This window comes from Streptomyces sp. XY431, from assembly GCF_001279805.1.
In the GTDB taxonomy this organism is placed as follows: Bacteria; Actinomycetota; Actinomycetes; order Streptomycetales; family Streptomycetaceae; genus Kitasatospora; species Kitasatospora purpeofusca.
The window spans coordinates 1-20,675 of the sequence record NZ_LGDO01000068.1 but is presented as its reverse complement, the minus strand read 5'-3'; the positions used below and the strand labels follow the sequence as shown (position 1 = coordinate 20,675).

22 protein-coding genes and 1 pseudogene are annotated in these 20,675 nt (G+C 72.5%); 14 read left to right on the top strand and 9 right to left on the bottom strand.

From position 1 onward, the window contains the following. Positions 1–116: 116 nt before the first annotated feature. Together ADK60_RS10155 and ADK60_RS10150 are read right to left on the bottom strand one after the other, a co-directional pair. The gene (locus tag ADK60_RS10155) at positions 117–887 is read right to left on the bottom strand and encodes a 2OG-Fe(II) oxygenase family protein (RefSeq protein WP_053645004.1); all 771 of its coding nucleotides are present in this window, start codon (positions 885–887) and stop codon (positions 117–119) included. Further along, positions 871–2,112, bottom strand: coding sequence for a hypothetical protein (locus ADK60_RS10150; protein ID WP_053645002.1), 1,242 nt, complete (start codon positions 2,110–2,112; stop codon positions 871–873). The genes ADK60_RS10155 and ADK60_RS10150 overlap by 17 nt, the downstream gene beginning before the upstream one ends. Positions 2,113–2,311: 199 nt before the next feature. Here ADK60_RS10150 and ADK60_RS10145 point away from each other — a divergent pair, with 199 nt between their 5' ends. From ADK60_RS10145 to ADK60_RS10135, 3 genes are all read left to right on the top strand, one after another. After that, a complete protein-coding gene (locus ADK60_RS10145) occupies positions 2,312–2,809 on the top strand; it encodes a phosphoribosyltransferase (RefSeq protein WP_045944951.1) in 498 nt (165 codons plus the stop codon). Positions 2,810–2,954: 145 nt separating this feature from the next. Continuing rightward, a complete protein-coding gene (locus ADK60_RS10140) occupies positions 2,955–3,611 on the top strand; it encodes a hypothetical protein (protein WP_159400378.1) in 657 nt (218 codons plus the stop codon). A gap of 337 nt (positions 3,612–3,948) precedes the next feature. Beyond that, positions 3,949–4,164: a DUF6243 family protein gene (locus tag ADK60_RS10135; protein ID WP_199839632.1), complete on the top strand. Its 216-nt coding sequence runs from the start codon at positions 3,949–3,951 to the stop codon at positions 4,162–4,164. A gap of 539 nt (positions 4,165–4,703) precedes the next feature. Here ADK60_RS10135 and ADK60_RS10130 read toward each other — a convergent pair. Next, complete coding sequence (locus ADK60_RS10130) at positions 4,704–5,555, bottom strand: LysR family transcriptional regulator (protein WP_053644998.1); 852 nt, start codon at positions 5,553–5,555, stop codon at positions 4,704–4,706. Positions 5,556–5,650: 95 nt separating this feature from the next. Here ADK60_RS10130 and ADK60_RS10125 point away from each other — a divergent pair, with 95 nt between their 5' ends. Beyond that, complete coding sequence (locus ADK60_RS10125) at positions 5,651–6,382, top strand: SDR family oxidoreductase (protein ID WP_053644996.1); 732 nt, start codon at positions 5,651–5,653, stop codon at positions 6,380–6,382. A gap of 261 nt (positions 6,383–6,643) precedes the next feature. Here the strand turns inward: ADK60_RS10125 and ADK60_RS10120 are convergent, their stop codons facing one another. Beyond that, positions 6,644–7,246, bottom strand: a complete 603-nt coding sequence (locus tag ADK60_RS10120; protein ID WP_353651736.1) for a winged helix-turn-helix transcriptional regulator — start codon at positions 7,244–7,246, stop codon at positions 6,644–6,646. A 60-nt stretch (positions 7,247–7,306) separates the two neighbouring features. Here ADK60_RS10120 and ADK60_RS10115 point away from each other — a divergent pair, with 60 nt between their 5' ends. The 7 genes from ADK60_RS10115 to ADK60_RS10085 all read left to right on the top strand — a co-directional run bounded on the left by ADK60_RS10115 (position 7,307) and on the right by ADK60_RS10085 (position 14,631). After that, the gene (locus ADK60_RS10115) at positions 7,307–8,734 is read left to right on the top strand and encodes an MFS transporter (RefSeq protein ID WP_079008209.1); all 1,428 of its coding nucleotides are present in this window, start codon (positions 7,307–7,309) and stop codon (positions 8,732–8,734) included. A gap of 252 nt (positions 8,735–8,986) precedes the next feature. Further along, complete coding sequence (locus ADK60_RS10110; RefSeq protein WP_053644993.1) at positions 8,987–9,331, top strand: hypothetical protein; 345 nt, start codon at positions 8,987–8,989, stop codon at positions 9,329–9,331. A gap of 319 nt (positions 9,332–9,650) precedes the next feature. Then, a complete protein-coding gene (locus ADK60_RS10105) occupies positions 9,651–10,193 on the top strand; it encodes a Rieske (2Fe-2S) protein (protein ID WP_053644991.1) in 543 nt (180 codons plus the stop codon). 229 nt (positions 10,194–10,422) lie between these two features. Next, on the top strand, positions 10,423–10,683 hold the full coding sequence (locus tag ADK60_RS10100; RefSeq protein ID WP_045943522.1) for a DUF4235 domain-containing protein: 261 nt from the start codon (positions 10,423–10,425) through the stop codon (positions 10,681–10,683). Positions 10,684–10,804: 121 nt separating this feature from the next. Next, complete coding sequence (locus ADK60_RS10095) at positions 10,805–13,075, top strand: catalase (RefSeq protein WP_079008208.1); 2,271 nt, start codon at positions 10,805–10,807, stop codon at positions 13,073–13,075. A 520-nt stretch (positions 13,076–13,595) separates the two neighbouring features. After that, a complete protein-coding gene (locus ADK60_RS10090; RefSeq protein ID WP_234371018.1) occupies positions 13,596–14,048 on the top strand; it encodes a flavin reductase family protein in 453 nt (150 codons plus the stop codon). A 61-nt stretch (positions 14,049–14,109) separates the two neighbouring features. Continuing rightward, positions 14,110–14,631, top strand: coding sequence for a DUF6328 family protein (locus tag ADK60_RS10085; protein ID WP_053644987.1), 522 nt, complete (start codon positions 14,110–14,112; stop codon positions 14,629–14,631). On the opposite strand, the gene ADK60_RS48055 is transcribed toward ADK60_RS10085, so the two are convergent. The 3 genes from ADK60_RS48055 to ADK60_RS10075 form a co-directional block, all read right to left on the bottom strand. After that, positions 14,552–14,941, bottom strand: a complete 390-nt coding sequence (locus ADK60_RS48055) for an STAS domain-containing protein (RefSeq protein WP_079008207.1) — start codon at positions 14,939–14,941, stop codon at positions 14,552–14,554. The two genes, ADK60_RS10085 and ADK60_RS48055, sit on opposite strands and share 80 nt — an antisense overlap. Before the next feature lie 524 nt (positions 14,942–15,465). Continuing rightward, the gene (locus tag ADK60_RS10080) at positions 15,466–15,951 is read right to left on the bottom strand and encodes a hypothetical protein (protein ID WP_159400377.1); all 486 of its coding nucleotides are present in this window, start codon (positions 15,949–15,951) and stop codon (positions 15,466–15,468) included. Positions 15,952–16,013: 62 nt separating this feature from the next. Then, positions 16,014–16,883 (bottom strand): DUF6895 family protein, encoded by an 870-nt coding sequence (locus ADK60_RS10075; RefSeq protein WP_053644983.1) that lies wholly within the window; start codon positions 16,881–16,883, stop codon positions 16,014–16,016. A 191-nt stretch (positions 16,884–17,074) separates the two neighbouring features. Here ADK60_RS10075 and ADK60_RS48355 point away from each other — a divergent pair. The 3 genes and pseudogenes from ADK60_RS48355 to ADK60_RS10065 form a co-directional block, all read left to right on the top strand. Then, a pseudogene (locus tag ADK60_RS48355) lies at positions 17,075–17,221 on the top strand (RICIN domain-containing protein); the annotation flags it as partial. A gap of 139 nt (positions 17,222–17,360) precedes the next feature. Further along, positions 17,361–17,816 (top strand): hypothetical protein, encoded by a 456-nt coding sequence (locus ADK60_RS46350; RefSeq protein WP_053644981.1) that lies wholly within the window; start codon positions 17,361–17,363, stop codon positions 17,814–17,816. Positions 17,817–18,256: 440 nt separating this feature from the next. Then, positions 18,257–19,114, top strand: a complete 858-nt coding sequence (locus tag ADK60_RS10065; RefSeq protein WP_053644979.1) for an S-methyl-5'-thioadenosine phosphorylase — start codon at positions 18,257–18,259, stop codon at positions 19,112–19,114. On the opposite strand, the gene ADK60_RS10060 is transcribed toward ADK60_RS10065, so the two are convergent. Together ADK60_RS10060 and ADK60_RS10055 are read right to left on the bottom strand one after the other, a co-directional pair. Then, positions 19,080–19,535 carry a hypothetical protein gene (locus tag ADK60_RS10060; protein WP_053644977.1) on the bottom strand — a complete coding sequence of 152 codons (456 nt, stop codon included), beginning with the start codon at positions 19,533–19,535 and terminating at the stop codon, positions 19,080–19,082. The genes ADK60_RS10065 and ADK60_RS10060 overlap by 35 nt on opposite strands. Further along, the gene (locus tag ADK60_RS10055) at positions 19,532–20,668 is read right to left on the bottom strand and encodes a molybdopterin-dependent oxidoreductase (protein ID WP_079008210.1); all 1,137 of its coding nucleotides are present in this window, start codon (positions 20,666–20,668) and stop codon (positions 19,532–19,534) included. Before ADK60_RS10055 ends, ADK60_RS10060 begins: the two co-directional genes overlap by 4 nt. Between the last annotated feature and the right edge of the window lie 7 nt (positions 20,669–20,675).

Sequence of the window (20,675 nt, the reverse complement as noted above, 5' to 3'; positions counted from 1 at the left end):
CTCCCCACCCTCTTCACCACCGCCTGGCACACCGCCCACCCCTGACGGCGCGCCCCCGGGAACGCCGACGGCCCGTCCACCCCCGGAACCGCCAGGGGAGGACGGGCTCCGCAGCCTCAGAGAGGCGGCACCAGATCGCCCTCACTGATCGTGTACGTCAGCAGGGGTTGGACGAAGTCCGCCTCCCGGTTCTCGCGGCGCCGCAGCCGGAAGAACTCCTGCCGCTGCTCCTCGTCGGCCGGCACCAGGGGCTCGCCCTGCGGCAGGTGCGGATGCCCGTCACGGAACCGGAGCAGGGTCTTCGACGTCCGGAAGGTCACGCCCAGCCACCGGTTGTCCGCGGTCCGGGCCGGCGCGTCCAGGACGATCCGGTGCCGGAGCCGCCGATTCGACTCGACGGAGAACACGACCGCACTGTGGTGGAGCAGCGGGAGTTCGAACGTCTCGTCACCGGCGCCCTTCGATTCGACGATCAGTTTCCTCGGCGGGTCGGCGTCGGGGTGCCGGTAGCAGGAGAAGACGGCGATGAACGACCCGTCGGCCAGGTCGAGGGCCTGGTCGGAATGGCTGCCCATGGTGGTGTACGCGTTCGTGCAGCTCTCGATGAGCGCGTTGTTGAAGCCGACCGCGAGGCCCGCACGCTCCTGGATCCGCCGTGCCAGCCGCTCGTGCACGGCCCGGAAGCGCTGCGCCGGGCCGCTGTAGCGGGTGGTGGTGCGGACCAGCGGCACGCCGCCCGTCCCGTCGATCCGGGTGAGCGTGGCGCCCTGGCGGCCCTTGCCCGTGTCCTCCAGGTGGGCCGATGCCGAGAGCTCCACGAAGAGGTTCTCGTCGGCCGGCAGATCGTACGAGCGGACCTGGTCCGGGATGCTAGGGGTGGGGGGCAAGGTAGTCTCCCGTGTTCATACTGAAGCGGAATCCGTCGCCGTAGTCGATGAAGGACGAGGTCCTGTTCTCCTCGGCGTACAGCCGGCGCAGTTCGTCCATGCCGGCCGCTGTGGGCGGCTCCAGCCGCACCAGGTCCCCGGCCGCTTTCAGGAACGTGTGGTCGTCCCGGTGCACGGCTTCGGCACTCGAACAGCGCACCACGTACCCCAGGCGGGTCGGGAGCAGCTCGGCGTCCAACGACGAGGGCCGGATCTCGTGCGTGTAGAGGCGGTTGGTGGACAGCGGCACGAGGAACACGGAGCCGGGGTGGAGGGTCAGCGTGAACTGCCGCGGTAGCGCGACCCCGTCGGGCACGGCTGTCGGTTCCTTGAGGTGGAAGCGGAGCCTGGTCAGCCCACTGACACCCTTCACCCCGAGGTCGAAGGGATCCTGGGCCAGGGGCCGCAGCCCGTCGAGCCGGTCGTAGAAGGTGCAGAAGGCCATGATCCCGTTGACGGGCATGTCCTTGGTCTTGTCGGCATGGGCCGAGATCCTCGCCTTGGACTGCTTGCGCCCGTCCGTGGCACCGGAGTTGTGGTAGATCTGGGCGAGGACGTGGTTCAGCGGCGCCTGGTCGCGGAACACGGCGGCGGCCTCGCGGTTCAGCGCCTCGACGACACCCGTGTCGGTCGGGCCGAAGCCCTCGGTCGGCCCCGAGAGATTCGTGGAGCACCGCAGCAGACGGAAATGCAGGTCGTCACCGTCCCGCGTGACCGCCGTCAGATAGATCCCGCTGCGACGGGCCGTCCCGGGCTTGGTGGACTCGGTCAGCGACTGGAACGTGTGCTCCGCACGGATCCGCCCGAAGTGATCGGCGTCGGGTTCGAAGAACCGCGGGTAGTACACGCCGACACCGTGCACCCGGACAGGAACCCGACCGAGCCCGACGACACTCCACGGCGCCTCGACGTCCCCGCCCTCGTCCCCGCCGTAGCCGTGCGACAGCTCCCGCACGACGAACACCCGCGCGGCCGCCCGCAGCCGGCGGCCACTGACCGCGGCGATGTCGCCGCACAAGTAGACGGTCCTCCGCGCGAGATCGACCGCGCCCGAGGCAAGCTCCTCCGGTGTGACGACCGACCCGAAGAAGCGCGCCACCACGTCATGACCGTGCACCACCGAAGGCGCGACCAGGACGCTGCCCGCCTCCTCGACGCGGGCCTCTGCCGCCTCCGTCGCGTCCATCAGGAACTACCGCCCTTCGCGGACTTCAGTGAATTGCCCACAACCGTTGATCGCCGATGGTCTCACGCGGGTCGGACAGCGGGTAACGCCCGCCCTGCGGCTGTCGCCGCCCGCAGCGAGTCGTCCCGGTGCTCGGGGGCGGTCTCCTCCGGCGTGCCGGTGTTCGCCGCCGGGCCGGCTGCCGAGGAGACTGGGCGCTGTGACTGATGTGCGCGAGAACCTGACCTATGAGAAGTTCGGCCTGGCGGTGCGCGAACTCGCGCGGACGATCGCCGACGACGGGTACGAACCCGACCTCATCCTGAGCATCGCTCGCGGCGGTGTGTTCGTGGCGGGCGGTCTGGCGTACGCGCTGGACTGCAAGAACATTCACCTGGTGAACGTGGAGTTCTACACGGGTGTGGGCACCACTCTGGAGATGCCCGTCATGCTGGCGCCCGTCCCCGCGGCGATCGACTTCACCGACAAGAAGGTCCTGATCGCGGACGACGTCGCCGACACCGGCAAGACCCTGAAGCTGGTGCACGACTTCTGCCTCGGTCACGTCGCCGAGGTGCGGTCCGCCGTCATCTACGAGAAGTCGCACTCGCTCGTGAAGTGCGAGTACGTGTGGAAGCGCACGGACGACTGGATCAACTTCCCGTGGTCGGTGGAACCGCCGGTCGTCCGACGCGAGGGCCAGGCACTCGACGCCTGACCGGAGCATCGCCGCCGAGGCCGCGTCCGAGGCCGGCCCGGTGGCGCTCGGGCCTGACGACGTATCGGCATGCTGCGCGGGATTGACTGCTGGAGGCGCCCGGCCCTACTTTGAACGCGTTCAATCTCGTGGAGGGGGCATGGGGATGAGGCAGAACACCGGACCAGTGGCGGCTGTGGCGGCCGTGGCGGGTGGGGGACGGGTCGGGGGGAAGGAACGCGGTCTTCGCTGCGACACCGCGCATTCCCTCACCGTCACCCTGCTCGCCCTCCTGCCCGCCGCCTACCTGCTGGTGTTCGAACTCGACGACGGCTACCCCGGCGGGGACCCGGCAATGTTCCTCTTGTGCGTGCTGCCGCTCCTGCTGCTCCCGTTCGCCATCGGCGCGCGCGGCTGGGCGGACCACGGCAGGGCGGCCCTGCGCTGGTTCCTGCGCGCAGCCACGCACTACGTACTCCTCTTCCTGGCGCCGACGCTGCTGCTCCTGGACCTGGCCGCGCTGGCCCTCAGGGCGTCCTACGGCGGCACCTGGAGCTCGAGCGAGTCACTGCTGGAGCTGCTCGCTCTCTCCGCGTTGGTGATCGGCGGTCCGGTCGTCCTGGCCCTGCTCATGGTGGCCCCGTGGGCCGCCCGCGGCCGCGACGCCCGCTGCGCCCTCACCGTGCTGGCCAACCTGCTACCGCTCTTCCTGGTCATGCTCGGCGGCATCCCGGCAGTGCTCGTCGTCATGGTCAACGTGGTCTTCACCTGCCGGGTGATGCCCGCGGCCACCCTGCGCCGGCGCCGGTCGATCGAGGCGTAGGGGTGCCGACGGGCCCACGGACGTGCTGCTCACCCCGGCCCCACCCTGTTCGAGCCGCATCCGGTCAGGGCGGGCCTCCACCGGCGGGGCCTGGCGGTGCCGGGATCCCCGGAAGGAAAGCGGCCGTCCCCGGGCGGGCGGCGAAGGCCCGCCCGGCGCCCGGGTGGCGAAATGGTTGGTGTGCGGGGCCGGCGGAACCGGGTAACGTCCTTGTTGTTCTTCCAGACGCCGATCTACGAGTGAGAGCGTGACGGGCCTCTGCTGACATCCTTCGATGTCGCTGCCCGTTCCCCGCCGTTGAATCCGCAGATCACTTCACATCATTGACCGGAGACCCCTGACCGTGAGCAAGAACATCAACAACCCCGTGGGCATGGGCGGCGGCCAGCGCAAGAGGCTGTCCCGCGCCGAACGGCAGAACAACGGCCCGCACCGCAACCTCGACCGCCAGGGTGCGGCCGACCAGAAGGCGGAGCTGGTGCGCAAGATGCGCGAGAAGGCAGGCACAACCGAGAGCGCCGAGCAGGCGGGCGACGACACCGCACAGAGCTGACGCACCGCCGCCGTAGGGAGGCACGGAGCAGGGTCCGGACCGCGACACGCGGTCCGGACCCTGCTGCCGTACCGGGCGCGGCCGGTCCTGCTCAGCTCTCGGCCGCCGACCCGGTCGCCGCCGCTGCCATCGTCCGCCAGGAGTGGACCGTCCTTCATCGGGGAGATGGACGCGATCTTCGTGACCTGGATCATCGCCGGACCCTGACCTGCGTCAAAACCAGCTGGAGACAGCCGGGCCCCTCGCGCTCGTCGACGTGAGGGGCCCGGCTATCAGAGTACGCCTGCATCCAGCCGGCCTTTCCGGCCGGGCCGGCCCTGCGCCTGGCGGCCGCACTGCTCCCCGGGAGCGGAAGCGGCCGGCGGCTGCCCCGCGGTCGGCGAACAGGTGAGCGGTGCGGCCTGCCGGTCGTCCGTGGATGGGGGGATCGCGTTCGACAGCGGCAGGTGGATGCCCTGCCTGTCACCGCGAGTTTCCTCCTGGATGGATGATGCGAAGGTGTGAGTGGTCAGGGTGGAGTCCGGCTGGTCGGGTGGGAGCTACTGGAGACGGGTCGCGGTCCGGACGAGGTCGGCGACGGCTCTGGACCGGCTGTGCGGCGGCCAGGCGATCACGGTGGTGACCGTCGGCGCGTCCAGCACGGGCACGGCGGCGAGGTCGGCGTGCAGTTGGTCCCGGCACGACTCCGGTGAGACCGCGCAGGCCCGGCCGAGCGCGACGAGCTGCAGCAACTGCGCGTGGTCGCGGACCTGCGGGCCGGGGCCGGGCGGGTAGGTGCCGTCGGGGTCGGGCCAGCGTGGGAGGGGCAGGCCCGGCAGCGCGGTGATGTCGGCCATGTGCACATGGGCCCGGGCGGTGAGCGGATGCCCGGCCGGCAGGACCGCCACCTGGCTCTCCGTTCTGAGCTCCTCGGTGTGGAATCCGGCCGTCGAGTCGAACGGCCGGTGCAGCAGCGCCACGTCGGCCCGGCCCTCGCGCAGGAATCGTGCCTGCTCGGCCGGGCCGCACAGGATGACGTCGACGGGGACCGCGCCGGGTTCGGCGGCGTACGCGTCGAGCAGTCCCGCCAGCAGTTCACGGGACGCGCTGGCCTTCGTGACCAGGACCAGGCCGGGGCGGCCGGTCACGGAAAGGGCGGCGCGGCGGGTCCGACGTTCGGCGGCCTCGACCGCGTCGAGAGCCGCCCGGCCCTCGACCAGCAGCACCGAGCCGGCCTCGGTCAGCGCGACAGTGCGACTGGTCCGATCCAACAGTGCTGCCCCGAGCCGGCGTTCGAGCTGCTGGATCGCCCGTGACAACGGTGGCTGCGCGATCCCGAGCCGCTGCGCGGCACGCCCGAAGTGCAACTCTTCGGCGACAGCGACGAAATACCGCAGTTCCCGGGTCTCCATCCGGCCACGTTATCCCGGATCAATACCCTGACGGTATCGTTGCCCACCCGATCGGTCTTGGACCCCCACCGAGGTCCGGGAGCAGCATGGTCCCCATGAACGAACGAACGATCGCGCTGGTCACCGGCGCGAACAAGGGAATCGGCTACGAGATCGCCGCGGGCCTGGGCGCTCTCGGCTGGAGCGTCGGCGTCGGCGCCCGCGACGACCGGCGCCGGAGCGCCGCGGTGGAGAAGCTGCGCGCCGCCGGCATCGACGCGTTCGCCGTACCGCTGGACGTGACCGACGACGCGAGCGCGACCGCCGCCGCGCGGCTGATCGACGAACAGGCCGGACGCCTCGACGTGCTCGTCAACAACGCCGCCATCGCCGGCGACATGCCCCAGGAGCCCAGCCGGATCGACCCCGCCACCATCCGCACGGTCGTGGACACCAACGTGATCGGCGTCGTCCGCGTCACCAACGCGATGCTGCCGCTGCTGCGCCGCTCCGCCGCACCGCGGATCGTGAACATGTCCAGCAGCGTCGGTTCCCTCGTCCGGCAGTCAGGACCCGCCGCCGAGCGGACGGCAGGTCCGCTGTCCGCGGCGTACGCGCCGTCGAAGACGTTCCTGAACGCCGTCACCCTCCAGTACGCCCGGGAGCTGAGCGGCACGAACATCCTGATCAACGCCGGCTGCCCCGGCTACGTCGCCACCGACCTCAACGGCTTCCGCGGCGTGCGCACCCCCGAACAGGGCGCGGCGATCGCCGTCCGACTCGCGACCCTGCCCGACGGCGGCCCCAGCGGACAGTTCTTCGACGACGCCGGCGTGGTGCCCTGGTGATCTGCACGGCAGCCGTCACTCGCTAGGCCGCTGCCGCTGCCGCTGCCGCTGCCGCTGCCGCTGGTGCCGCCGCTGGTGCCGCCGCCGCGCCCACGCGTCCCGAACAGATCCGTCCCCCCGACCTGCCGAATCCCCCTGCGCTCGGTCACAACCGGGCCGAAAACCCGGAGCGGGGGGGCAGCAAGGGTGGCACCTGTCCTGGCAGGTCACCGGACGGCTTCCGTCACGGGCCGGACCCCGGGCGGAGTGCCGGCCCGCGTCCTACGACACATTCCCGTCCTGACCGGCGCGATCCGGCGCGACGGCCACATCCTCACGGCCGGGGGCGGTGGGGCCGTGGCGGTCCCAGCCGGGGGAGCGGATCTCCAGGGTGACGTCCGGGCTGTGCACCTCCGCCCCGCAGGTGCGGCAGGTCCAGGCCGCGTCCAGCGGGTGGCCGGGGTCGTCCGAGTCGTGCGGGTGGTCCCGGTGGTCCGGATGGTGGCGCAGCACCACCGGTGGCTCGGGCGACAGCCAGCGGTCGCCCCAGGCGAGCAGGGCCTGGGTGAGCGGGGCGAGGTCCCGGCCGGCCTCGGTGAGGTGGTACTCGTAGCGCGGCGGGCGCTCGCTGTAGGCGCGGCGTTCGACCACTCCCGCTTCCTCCAGGGCCCGTAGCCGGGCGGTGAGCCGGTCGCGGGGGGCGCCGGTGTTGCGGGCGATCCGGTCGAACCGGTGGTTGCCGTAGAAGAGCTCGCGTACGGCGAGCAGCGCCCACTTCTCGCCGAGGACCTGCAGCGCGGCCGCGATGGAGCAGGGGCGGCCCGGCAGTGCGGTGGCGGCGGCACGGGCGGCTGTGGGCCGGGGGGCATCGGTGTGCGGGGTCACTCCATCAGCCTCCCACAGTGGGTTGCGTATTCAAACTCACTGCCGCTAGCGTTCCGGGCCATGAAGTCAGTTGGAATATCAAACCCAGTAGTCGCGCCGACCGACCGGGACCACCCCCACCGGCGCACCGCGTTCCTGGTACTCGCCGCCGCGGTCTTCGTCTCGAACCTCGACCTGTTCATCGTCAACGTCGCCCTCCCGGCGATGCAGCAGCACTTCCACGGCAGCAGCCTGGCCACCCTGTCCTGGGTGCTGAACGGCTACGCCATCGTCTTCGCCGCGCTGCTGGTCCCCGCCGGACGGCTGGCCGACCGCATCGGCCACCGGACGGTGTTCCTCGCCGGGCTGGCCGTCTTCACCGCGGCCTCCGCACTGTGCGCACTCGCCCCGACCGTCGGCTGGCTCGACGCCGCCCGGGTGCTCCAGGCGGCTGGCGCGGCCGCGCTGATGCCGACCTCACTGGCACTGCTGCTGGATGCCACTCCCGCAGCCGAGCGCCCCGGCGCCGTCCGGGCCTGGGCCTCGATCGGCGGGATCGCCGCAGGCCTCGGACCGGTCCTCGGCGGACTGCTGGTCGAGGCCGACTGGCGCTGGGTGTTCATCGCCAACGTCCCGGTCGGCATCGCCGCCATCGCCGCGGGCGCCCGCGTACTGCCCAGGTCGCGCGCCAAGGAGAACGGACCGCTGCCGGACCTGTTCGGCGCCGTCCTGCTCACCGCCGCCATCGCCACCCTCACCGTCGCCCTGGTCAAGGCCGACGAATGGGGCTGGCTCTCGCCCCAGGTCCTGGGCGGCCTGCTCGCGAGCACCCTGCTGACCGCCTGGTTCCTGCGCCGCTCGGCCCGCCACCGCGCCCCCATCGTCGAACTTCCGCTGTTGCGGGTGCCGGTCTTCGCCGCCGCCAACACCGCAGCCCTGCTGTTCACCCTCGCCTTCGCCGGCATGCTGCTGACCTCGGTCCTGTGGTGCCAGCAGACCTGGGAGTACTCGGCGCTGCGCACCGGACTCGCCATCGCCCCCGGACCGCTGCTGGTGCCGCCGGTCGCACTGGGCAGCGCCGCCCTGGTGCGCAGGCTCGGCCCCGGACGGGTCGCCGCGCTCGGCACCCTGCTGTTCGCCGCAGGCATCGGCTGGTGGACCGCCGCCGTCGGTGTCCGGCCCGGCTACGCCACCGAACTGCTGCCCGGACTGCTGCTCACCGGCCTGGGGGTGGGACTGACCCTGCCCACCCTCGTCGGGTCCGCCGCGGCGGCGCTGCCGCCCACGCGCTTCGCCACCGGCTCGGCGATCACCACGATGGCCCGCCAGATCGGCGCGGTGGTGGGCGTGGCGCTGACGGTCAGCCTGATCGGCACCCCGCACGGGCCGCAGGCCGCCCTGGACGGCTTCCGGCGCGGCTGGACGCTGGTGATCGCGGCAGCGCTGCTGGCCTGCGCGGCCGCCCTGGTGCTCGCCGCCGCCCAGCGCCGTGCAGCGGATCCGCGGTAGCCGACACCCGTTGGCCACCACCACCTTGACGTTGCCGGGCGGGGTGGTGGCGTGACCGCTCCTCGGGTGCTCGTGCCGGGGCGGGGCGGTCTGCGGCGCGTGGGCCGCTCGTCGGGGGCGGAGATCCCGCAGACCGGGCCGGGCAGCCGGCGGCGCAGGTGCACGCCGATCGCGAGGGCGGAGCCCTCCCGGGCCGTCGCCGCGCTGTCCCGCCCGGCGGCGGGTGCTGCCGCGCCGTCGTAGGTTGCGAGCATGACCAGTCAAGAGACGACGATCCCGGCCGCGGGGGTCCGCTCGCTGGACGAGGTGTTCGACGCGATCGAGACCGCCAACCGCCGCCCGCAGCCCTGGACCGGGTTCGACCACGCAGTCCTGGGCGCCTACCGGTGGGCCGCCGGAGTCCAGGTCGCGGGACCGGTCACCGCCGCCGCCGCGGTCGGCGCCGTCGGGCCGTGCCGGAACCAGCTGCTGGCCGAATGCCGGGCCGCCGAGGTCCGTCTGCGCCGTGCCGTGGAGACACGGGCGGACGCCGCGTCCGCCCTGGGCGCCTACCGGGCGCTGGCCTGGCTCTGCGGCCATCTCGACGACCGTCCCTGACCGCCGCCGGCCTCCCGGGCAGGGCTCGCCTGCGTCGCGGGCCCGGTCGACCGGGCCGAGCCCGGGGGCGAGCGGCTTGCGGGGTGCAGGCCGTGCTCGGCACCGGGAAGAGGTTGTTCTCCCCGTCCTGGACGCGGGCGGCGACTTCGTCCATGAGCCGCTGCAACGCGGGGGCCGTCCGCGCGTCGTCGGTGTCCGTCCGGCGCCGGGGGTGGGTCCGGCGACCTCCTGCGCGGCCTCGCAGCCCTGGCCGGCCGAACCCACGGGCCGTCCGCCCACGGCTACGCCGGTCGGCGCAGCCCCGCAGCACGAGCAGCAGATGCGCACCGGCCTGCTGCACGCCGCGTCGATGACCACTGCGGTCGGCCTGTACGCGGCGTCGTGGGCGGCTCGCGCACGCGGCAGGGCCGGGCTCGGCCGGGGCCTCGGCCTGGCGGGGCTGGCCGTGCTGGGCGGCGGGGCCGCGCTCGGCGGCCACCTCGCCTACCGGCAGGGAGCCGGAGTGAACAAGGCGGAGCCCGTTCTGCACCTCGTCGAGCCCGGCTGGCACGACCTCGGCCCTGCTGAGGACTTTCCGCTCGGGGCGGGGGTGCGCCGTACCGTCGGCGAGGTCCCCGTGCTGGTGGTCCGCGAGGCGGACGAGCTGTTCCGCGTGCTGGCCGACCGGTGCAGCCACGCCTCCGGCCCGCTCTCCCAGGGTGAGGTCGCGGACGGCCGCGTCACCTGCCCCTGGCACGGCAGCGCGTTCCGCCTGGCCGACGGCTGGAACGTGGGCGGCCCGGCCACCGCACCCCAGCCGTGTTTCACCACCCGCACCGACGCCGACGGCACCCTCCAGGTGCGCCTGCCCGACGCGGGCTGACCACGGGGCCTCCGCATCCCCGCCCCGTGTCAGGAGCCCAGTACGACGGCCGAGAACTTCGTGATCGACGTGACCCGCATCCGCGAGGAGGCCGCCGGGAGAGGGCGGGCGGGGCGGTGACCCAGCCGTCCGCACCGGTCCCACCAGGCGCAGCCCCGGCGGTTTGTGCACCGTCGTGCGGGCAGACGACCAATGACCGCACGAACGACACCCAGCCGGGAGGGACCCCATGGTCAGAATCCTCTACAAGCCCCTCGGGTTGCTGTTCGGTGCCCTCGGCGGAGTCGTCGCCGGGGCCGTCTTCAAACGACTCTGGGCACTCCTCGGCCACCAGGACGACGCCCCGACCACCACCGACCCGGACCGCAGCTGGACCGAAGTGCTGACCGCAGCCGCACTGCAAGGCGCGGTGTTCGCCCTCGTCAAGGCGGCGATCGACCGCGGCGGGGCGGTCGGCACCCGCCGCCTGACCGGCACCTGGCCCGACTGAGAAGGCGCGAGCAGCCCCAACGGCGTGCTGCGGCGGTGCAGCGAGCGGAGAGTGCCGACGGTGGGAGAAGCCGGGTCGCGGCCGTCGTGCAGCAAGCCGAACTGTTCGGAAGGTTGAGGACATGGACAAGCCAGCCCCCGTGAAGAAGATCATCGATGCCCTCGCCGACGTTGCGGAGGCGCACCGCGAGGAAGTGCGCCCGACGCCCGGCGCGCCGAGTTCACAACCGCCGTCCGTCGCCGAGCCCGTCGAACCACGTCCGCCCCTGCCGCCCAAGCCGGACCAGCAGGCGCCCGCCGGTGTGACGGCAACGGGCCGGTCGGCGGGGGCCCCGACGGACGCGAGGGCGCAGAACGGCGGATATCTGACGACCGCGCAGGGTACGCGGGTGGCGGACTCCGACCACTCGCTGAAGGCCGGGCCCCGCGGCCCGGTGCTGCTGCAGGACCACCACCTGCGGGAGAAGATCACCCACTTCGACCACGAGCGCATCCCGGAGCGCGTCGTGCACGCCCGCGGTGCCGCCGCCCACGGGGTGTTCCACGGCTACGGCACCGCCACCGCTGTGTCGAGGGCCGCCTTCCTCGCGGAGGGAGCACAGACGCCGGTGTTCGTGCGCTTCTCCACCGTGCTGGGCTCCCGGGGCTCGGCCGACACCGTGCGCGACACCCGGGGATTCGCCACGAAGTTCTACACCACCGAAGGGGTCTTCGACCTGGTGGGCAACAACATCCCGGTGTTCTTCATCCAGGACGCGATCAAGTTCCCTGACGTCATCCACGCGGGCAAGCCGCACCCGGACCGGGAGATCCCGCAGGCGCAGAGTGCCCACGACACGTTCTGGGACTTCGTGTCCCTGCACACCGAGGCCACCCACCACACCATCTGGAACATGTCCGACCGCGGCATTCCGCGCTCCTACCGGATGATGGAGGGCTTCGGGGTCCACACCTTCCGTCTTGTCGACGCCGACGGCGCGAGCACCCTGGTGAAGTTCCACTGGAAGCCGAAGGCCGGCGTGCACTCCCTCGTGTGGGAGGAGGCGCAGCTGATCGGCGGCCTGGATCCGGACTTCCACCGGCGCGACCTCGCGGACGCCATCGAGGCGGGCAACTTCCCGCAGTGGGAGCTCGGCATCCAGACCTTCCCCGACACCCCCGACCAGACCTTCGAGGGAATCGACCTGCTCGACCCGACGAAGTTCGTCCCCGAGGAGCTCGCCCCGGTGCGGCCGATCGGCCTGATGACCCTCAACGCGAACCCCACGAACTTCTTCGCCGAGACCGAACAGGTCGCCTTCCACCCCGGCCACCTCGTGCCGGGTATCGACGTCACCGACGACCCGCTCCTCGCGGGCCGCCTGTTCTCCTACCTGGACACGCAGATCAGCCGCCTGGGCGGCCCGAACTTCGCCCAGATCCCGGTCAACCGCACCCACGCCCCGGTCAACGACATGCTGCGCGACGGCTTCCACCAGGACGCCGTGCACGAGGGTGCGGCCCCGTACAAGCCGAACTCGCTGGACGGTGGCTGCCCGTTCTTCGCCGGCGTCGGCGAGCACGCCTTCGTGGAGCATCCGACGCCGATCGCGGCGGCGGCCAAGGTCCGCGAGGCGCCGGCCTCGTTCGGCGACCACTTCAGCCAGCCCCGGCTGTTCTGGCTCAGCCTCACCCCGGTCGAGCGCGAGCACGTGATCGCCGCCTACACCTTCGAACTGTCGAAGGTGTACGAGCAGGCGATCAAGGAGCGGGTGCTGACCGTCCTTGCGCGGATCGACGCCCAGCTCTGCCGAGAGGTCGCCACGGGTCTGGGTCTGCCGGTGCCGCCGACCGGCACCGCGCCCGCTGACGTCGCCCCGAGCCCGGCCCTGTCGCAGCTGGGCGGGCGGTGGCCGGCAACGGGCCGGGTGCTCGGCATCGTCACCGCCACCACCAGCAACCCGGACGCCGTGCGCGGGGTGCGGGAAGCCGCCCTGGCCGCAGGGCTGTCGCCGCTGCTCATCGGCCCGACCGGCGCGCCGTTGGCCGACGACCTCGCCGTGCAGCGGACCCTCGGTGCCACCCGGTCCGTCGAGTTCGACGCGCTGCTGGTGGCCGACGCTCCCGCACCCGGCGCCGACGACCGAGGGGCGCGCGACGCCAAGGCGGGTGCGGTCGCGGGCGGTCGGCCGACGCTCGACTCCCGGGCCGTCCTGCTGGTCAACGAGGCCTACCGGCACGCAAAGCCGATCGCCGGCCTCGCGGACGCCCGCGTGCTGTGGGCCGCGGCGGGAATCGACCCGCAGGCACCCGGCGTGTTCACCGGGACCGACGGTGCCCGCGCCGTCTCCGCCCTTGTGGAGGACCTCGGCACGCACCGGGTGTGGGAGCGCTTTCCGCCCGCCGGCCACTGAGCCCTCGGCGCGGGCCGTGGTCCGCGGCCCGCGGCCCGTGTGCCAGCAGCCCGTGCTGTGGGCCGCGGGCACACGGGCGGGAGGGAGCGAGGACACGCCCTGTTCGGCTGCGCCGATCTCCAGGGGCAGGTCCCGGGCCGCCAGGCCGGTCTCCGGCTCCGGACCGGCTTCCTGCGGAAGGCGCGTCGCGCCCGGTCAGGGCAGGGGCACGACGTGCAGGCAGATGTGGCGGCCGGGCTCCGCCGGCGCGTGCTTGCTCGACGCGGTTGCCGAGGCATGTACGCGGCACACGAGACAGCGGGCCCGCACGGCGGACGGGAGGCGGCCGGTGGCCGGCGGGCGTACGTTGCCGACATGACCACGGCCGTTGACAGGTGTTCGAGGCGATCAGGGCGGCCGACCGGCTGCCCCCGCCATGCGACGGCGCGGGTCCTACCGGGCGCGGTCCTGGCTCGGCGGTCAGCTCCCCGGGTCCGAGGGAAGAAGCAGAGTCATGGGCCGATTCGATTCATTCACCGCCATGCTCGACTACCCGGTGTATGTCGTCACCGCGACGGCCGAGCAGGAACGCGCGGGGTGCCTGGTCGGTTTCGCCGGCCAGTGCTCGATTCGACCGCCCCGATTCTCCGTGTGGATCTCCAAGGCGAACCGTACCTACGCCGTCGCGTCGTGCTCGCAGGTGCTGGTGGTCCATCTGCTCCCGACGCACCGGCATGATCTCGCCGAGCTGTTCGGCGGCCGCACGGGTGACGAGGTCGACAAGTTCGAGGTCGCCGAGTGGGAGGCAGGGCCGTACGGAGTCCCGGTGCTGGCGGGCGCTGCGGCCTGGTTCGCAGGCCGTGTTCTCGACCGGGCGGACTGGGGCGACCACGTGGGCTTTCTCCTGGAGCCGCTCGACACCGGGGCCGCGTCGAGCAGCGGGCCGCTGACGTTCCGGGACGTCAAGGACATCGATGCCGGGCACCCCGCATGATGCCGGGCACTTCGGACGAAGAAGCCGGGCACGGGGGCAGGACGGGACAAGGAGACGGCCGGTGACAACGAGCAGCGGCGGGGGAGCGGCCGGGAGCGGCCGCGACGAGACGCCCCAGGAACGGGCGGACCGGCTGTGGAGCGAGATGCTCCAGGAGGTACGCGTGTGTCAGACCGGTGCGCAGATCCTGTTCGGGTTCCTGCTCAGCGTCGCCTTCACCCCCCGCTTCGCAAGCCTGCCCGACTTCGACAAGCACCTCTACACCGCAACCGTGGTGCTGGGCGCGGTCGCCACCGGAGCGCTCGTCGCGCCCGTCGCCTTCCACCGCTTCCTCGCCGGCCACGGCATGAAGCCGGAGTTGATCCACGTCGCCGGCCGACTCATCGCCACCGGCCTCGTCACCCTGGCTCTGACGATCAGCGCAGCCCTGCTGCTCCTGCTGCGCACCGCCACGAGCGGCGCACCGGTGGCGTGGATCCTCAGCGGCGCCGTCCTGCTCTGGTTCACCACCGCCTGGCTGATCCTGCCGCAGGTCGTACTGAGGCGCACCGCCGCCCGCCGACGTCGCCGGACGCAAGGCTGACCGCGCGGCCGGTGAGGGCCGGGCCGGTCGACCGGACCCGCGACCTCGTGACCGGGTGCGGCAAGCCCTGAAACGGTACCGGGCCCTCCCTCGGTCGGTCGGAAGGGCCCGTGCCAGGGCGCGCGGCCCGGGGCGGCTGCCCGTGTCCGTGCGCGTTGAACAGATCGGTGGTGCCGGTCAGGTCCAGAAGGCGCCGCACCTGCGGCGAGGCGCTCGTCAGGACGAGGCTCCTACCGGTGTCCTCGGCCAGCAACCGCACCGAGAGCAGAGCGTTCAGACCACGGCAGTCGCAGAAGGACACCTGCTCCATCACCACGTCCGCTGGTGCCGGCCCGCGGTGCCGCGCTCAGCGCCCGGGCGAAGTCGGCCGCGACGTCCATGTCGATTTCCCCGCGCACCACCGCGCGGCAGTGGCCCGCGTGGTGCTTGCGAGCCGGACGGCGAGATGCGGCGGGCCGAGCTCACCGAGGGGTACGGAGTCCGGCCCGCCGGGGAGCGCGGTCGGGGGCGGGAAGCAGGGGTATCCACAATCGGCTCCTTGGGTGTCCGCGGTGTCCCGAGGCTCGGCCGGATCCGGGCTCCCCGGCCGCGCTCCCGGCCCCAGGCACTGAGGGCGTCCGGCCGGGCGATCGCGCGGCAGGAATCGAGGGCGGGGAGGCCGAGCGGATGTTGGTTGACGTTCAACGCGGTTGAGCGCATCCAACTGCTCCCAGGGCGTCCCCCAGTCGGTGGCTGCCCGAGCGGAGTGCACAGACTCCGCCAGGGTGAGCCTCAGGCCTGCCCGCCTCCGACTTTCGGCCCGGCGCTCGCCCATGCGGATGACGATCAGGGCCCTCAAGTCGCAGCGGTCGCGCTGAGCGCTGCCACGCCGCGGATCTGCACCGCTGTCGTGACGAATCGTAAGCCCAGGCGCTGCCGGGCCAGCGTTGCCTCTGCCGCGTCGATTCCGGCGCGACGGGCGTTGAGCTCGAGCAGTCCCACCGCGCCGTCGGCGTCCGTGGCCACCAGCAGGTGGTGCAGCGCCTCGATGGCGCTGGCCTCCAACTCGCGCGAGCACAGGGTGGACAGGAAGAGCATCGCGAGGGCTCCCTGCAGGTCCTGGTGGCGCAACGCCACCAGCGCGCACTCAGCGGTCACGTAGCCAAGCATCGCGTCGGGTCCGACCGCGCCGATCGACTCGTCGAGCAGTTGCGGGTAGTCACGGGTCTTGCGACGCAGTACGGCAGCAGACGTGAGCTGGCCGGGTTTCGGATCCGGCAACGGCGCGACAAGCGGCTGAGCCTCTGCGAGCAAACGTTCGAGCTGGCCGGCGGTTGCCACGATCTCTGGCGGGGCGACTGTCAGGGACCGGACCGTTGCGCGGGCGGTCGCGTCGAGTCGGCTTAGGAGGTCATTCGAGTCAACGATGCACACAGGATCAATCCGACGAGGGTGGTGTGGTAACAGGCCGCGAACGACCGCTCGGTCTCTCGGCCGTTCGGCATCAGGCTCCCGTTGTCGTCGAGGCTCTGTAGGAAGATCGGCAGCGCGAGCGCCCGCACGTCGGGCCGACAGTCCTCCAACACGAGACCGCACGTGAGCAGCTCGCCGAGCATGTCGTACTCCTCATGCACGGCGCAGTCGATGGTCATGCTGTCAACGATCGCAGCGACGTTCGGCAGCGCGTCCCGTGGCACGCGCTCCTGGCCGAAGGCGCCCGCGTACAGCAGCGCGTGCGTGAGGGCGTACGTCGCCTCGCGGTCCAGCAGCAAGCGGCATGCTGAACGCGCGGCGAAGGTCCGGCCCAGGAGCTCGTCAAAGGCTGCTTGTGGCACGTCGACAGTGCCGGTGGCGCGCGCGAAGTATGCGTGGTCGAGTTCGCGGTACGGGATGACCTCTGCGGCGTGCGGGAAACCGGCCTTCGTCGCGTGGGCCAGAGTCGCCTCGTGGTAGTCACTGCGCAGGCCGCGTTGGCGGAGGATCAGATAGGGGAGCAGGAGGGCCCACGCCCACTGCAGCCGCGTCCGGGCGAGCTGCCCGAACGCGGGGTCGGCGAGGTGCTGCTCGAGGAACGGCCGCCAGCGGTCGTTGAGCACGGCGAAGTCCAGTGGTGAGCGATCCAGGACGTCGTCGAGGATGGCCAACTCTGCGAACCGCTGCAGCGAGTTCGAGGTCGTCACACCCGGCTCAATCCACGGCGTGAACTGCTCGAGCTCCCGATCGACCCACCCGGCGAGGGGCGCGGCGAGATCGATCGGGAACTTTGAAGCCACGGCTACTGGTCCAGCGTGTGATAGGCGTACCACGGACCGATCAGTGTGCCAACACCGCCTCCGGTACCTCGATCAAGGCGCTGGGCGGCAACGGCAACGCCGCCCAGCGGTGGGCGTTCTGGGACGCGGGCAACGGTCAGTGGATCCTCGAGACCCTGCTCACGGACGGCAAGGCCGCGCCGGGCCAGGGCATGGTGATGGACCACAACCCCGGCGTCCACCGCGCCCATCTGACGCAGAATCAGCAGGGGAACGCCAACCAGCGGTGGTCCTTCCGCGACGCGGGCAACGGCTGGTACTGGATCGTCAGCGCCACCGACGGCGGCTGCCTCACCGCGAACAACGCCGGTGAGCAGCTCGGGGTGTGGCGGTGGCGGTGGCACCGGCGGAGGTGGTGGCACCGGTGGCGGTGGTGGCGGCCAGCCGTCCTCCGACTGTGCCCTTCAGCCTCCCGGCGCGGAGCGCCAGGGCTCCTGGATGTGGCGGAACTTCACCATCTGCCGCGGCCAGACCTTCGAGGCCACCGGGAACCCGGACCAGTGGACCGTCCTGAAGATGGAGGACAACGGCGAACTGGCGCTCTGGTACACGGAGGTCAACGAACTCGGCCAGGAGCGCCGGGTCAAGGAGTGGAGCGCTCCGGGCAGCGCCGGCTGCGGCACCCGGGCGATCATGCAGAGGGACGGCAACTTCGTCGTCTACGGCGCCGGCAACCAGCACTGCTGGTCCTCCGGCACCAACGGCCACACCGACGCCTGGCTGGAGATCAACCAGTCGGGAACACTCTCGATCTGGTGGACCGACCAGAACCTGGCCCAGATCGGACTGGGTGGGCTGCTCACCCTGATCAGCTTGATCCCGCAGCTGGAATGGAGGGAGGGCACCCAGCACAGGATCTCCGTTCCCAACTGCGGCAGGATCAAGTGCTTCTGATGCCGGTTCCCGACCGATCACCTCGCTGACGGCGCCCGGCGACGCCGAAGGCCCGCCCCCGCGCCCGACGCTGTTGGTCAGTTCCGCCCCGCTGGATCTCATCCGGCGGGGCGGAGCGTTGCGAAGGGCGAGACGCGGATCTCGGCGAGTGCCTCGAGCCCTCGATGCAGGGGCTGGCGCCCGCCGACACCGTCCGCTTGCCCGGACCCGTCGCCCGGCTCATGCCGGGCGCCGGGCGCCGGGGACCGGCCGCGTCACGATGTCCAGGGCGCCGAGGCGGCCGAGCTGCCGGGCCTGCCGGGCCTGCCGGGCGTCGGGCCCGGTGTCGCGCCCGCAGTGGGGCGACGTTCGCGATTCGTAAGGCCCGGTGTCCCGGATTCCCGTGCGGTCCGTTCCTACAGTGGCCGGGAGGTTGTTCCCGAGGAGAGAGGCGGACCGCGATGACGGTCGACCAGGATGTCCTGCCCAGCGCCGAGGTGGGCGTGATCGGCGGATCCGGGCTCTACGAGCTACTGGACGACGTGACCGAGGTGCGGGTGGAAACCCCGTACGGTGAGCCCAGCGACGCGCTGTTCGTGGGTGAGGCGGCCGGCCGCCGGGTCGCGTTCCTGCCGCGGCACGGACGGGGCCACCGGCTCCCCCCGCACCGGATCAACTACCGCGCGAACCTGTGGGCGCTGCACACCCTGGGCGTGCGCCAGGTGCTGGCACCCTGCGCGGTCGGCGGACTGCGACCGGAGTTCGGGCCGGGCACCCTGCTGGTGCCCGACCAGTTCGTGGACCGGACCTCGGGGCGCCCGCAGACCTTCTACGACGGTCTGCCGCTGCCGGACGGCACGGTGCCGGAGGTGGTGCACGTGTCGGTGGCCGACCCGTACTGCCCGGCCGGGCGGCAGGCGGCGATGGAGGCCGCCCGGGAGGCGGCCTGGGAGCCGGTCGACGGCGGCACGCTGGTGGTCATCGAGGGCCCGCGCTTCTCCACCCGCGCGGAGTCCCGCTGGTTCACCGCCAACGGCTGGTCGGTGGTCGGTATGACCGGTCACCCGGAGGCCGTCCTCGCCCGTGAACTCGGGCTCTGCTACAGCTCGGTGGCCCTGGTGACCGACCTCGACGCGGGCGTGGAGAGCGGTGCGGGCGTCACCCACGGCGAGGTGCTGAAGGAGTTCGCCCGCAACGTCGACCGGCTGCGCACCGTGCTGTTCAAGGCGGTGGAGCGCCTCCCGGTGGTGCGCGACTGCTCGTGCCCGCACGCCCTGGACGGCCTCACGACCGGTCTTCCCGGGGTGCCCGGCGCCTGACGGCCCGATCGCGGCGCCCGACGGCCCGCTCCCGGCGCCGCCGCCGTCCGGCGAGCGCGACCAGCAGCGCGAGTCCGGCGGTGGCGGCCAGCACCAGCAGCCAGTTGCGCAGATAGGGCAGCGGCAGCACGGACGCGTTGCCGCCGTCGTCGCCGGCGCGCAGCACGGCCGGAAGGCCGACGGCGGTGACCGCCGCCGCGACGACCAGCCAGCCGCGCAGCACCGGCCCGCGCGCCAGGAACGCGCCCAGCAGGCACAACAGCGGCACCCACAGGCCGTCGTGGAGCACCAGCCCCCCGAACCCCCAGACCAGGACGTCCACCGGGTCGGTGATGTACGGGTCGCCGAGCAGCCCGTACAGGCCGTAGCCGATCAGGGCGAGGCCGGCCGCCAGCAGCAGACCGCGGACCGCGGCGGTCATGCGACCACCTCGATCCGGGCGACCCACTTGGTCTGCAGGACACCGGGCCGGTTCGGAGCGATGATCCGCGCCGGGAACCCGTGATCCGCCGTCAGCACCTCACCGTTGACCCGCAGGGCCAGCAGACTGAGCGGATCGTCGGCGTACTGCGCGGGCATCTCCATCACCCGGTAGGGCCCCTCGGCCTCCAAGGAGGTGACCCGGGCCGAGGAACCCGCCGGGGCTCCGGCCCGCACCAGCAGATCGGAGACCCGCACCCCGCCCCACCGGGCACCGGCGCTCCAGCCCTCCACGCAGGCGATGGGCAGCTCGACCTCGTACTGGGGGAGTTCGCCGAGCTCGGCGAGGGTGAGCTCGTACGGCCTGGGCCCGTCGACCACGAGGCGCCAGCCGGCCGGCGCCGTGAGCGTGCCGGCCTGGGCGGCGGTGCGGTTCACCGGCAGGCCCTGGGCGCCGATGTCCGGGCGGCGCGGTGCCAGCAGGTCCAGGGCGCGCAGCCAGGGCACGGTCTGCCCGGCCGTGACCAGGGTGACCGCGCCGGTCGCGGCGAACACCGAGGCGAGGAACGCGCGGCGCCCGGCCAGGACCGGCGCCGCCCGGCGCCACCAGTTCGCCGCGATCAGGGGTGCCTTGACCGCGAGGTGGACCAGCAGCCCGCCGGTGGCCAGCCAGCCCAGCCAGAAGTGCGTCTGCCGGAACGGGAACGGCCACGGGTACCACTGCAGGGTGTTCAGCAGACCGGTGAACAGCTCCAGCAGGACGGCAGCGACCAGGACCGCGATGCCGAGCCGCTCCAGGGCGTGCAGCACGCTGCGTGCCGGAGGCCACTCGAAGAGCCGCGGGTAGACCGCCCACAGCTTCGCGCCGGCCAGCGGGACCGCGGCCAGACCGCCGATCACATGCAGCCCCTGGGTGACCCGGTAGCCGTTCACCGGGCGGGCGGGCAGGTGGGGGGCGACCCAGGAGGGCGGGTCCTGGAGCAGATGGCTGAGGAGGCCGGTCAGGAAGCAGAGCAGCAGGGCGGCGCCCAGCCACCGTCCCACGACGACCACGGTCCGCGGCTCGTGCAGCGGCGAGGTGAACGCGCCCTCGCGGAACGGCCCTCGCCGCAGCAAGGACGGGGGAGTCGGCAGCGGCGGG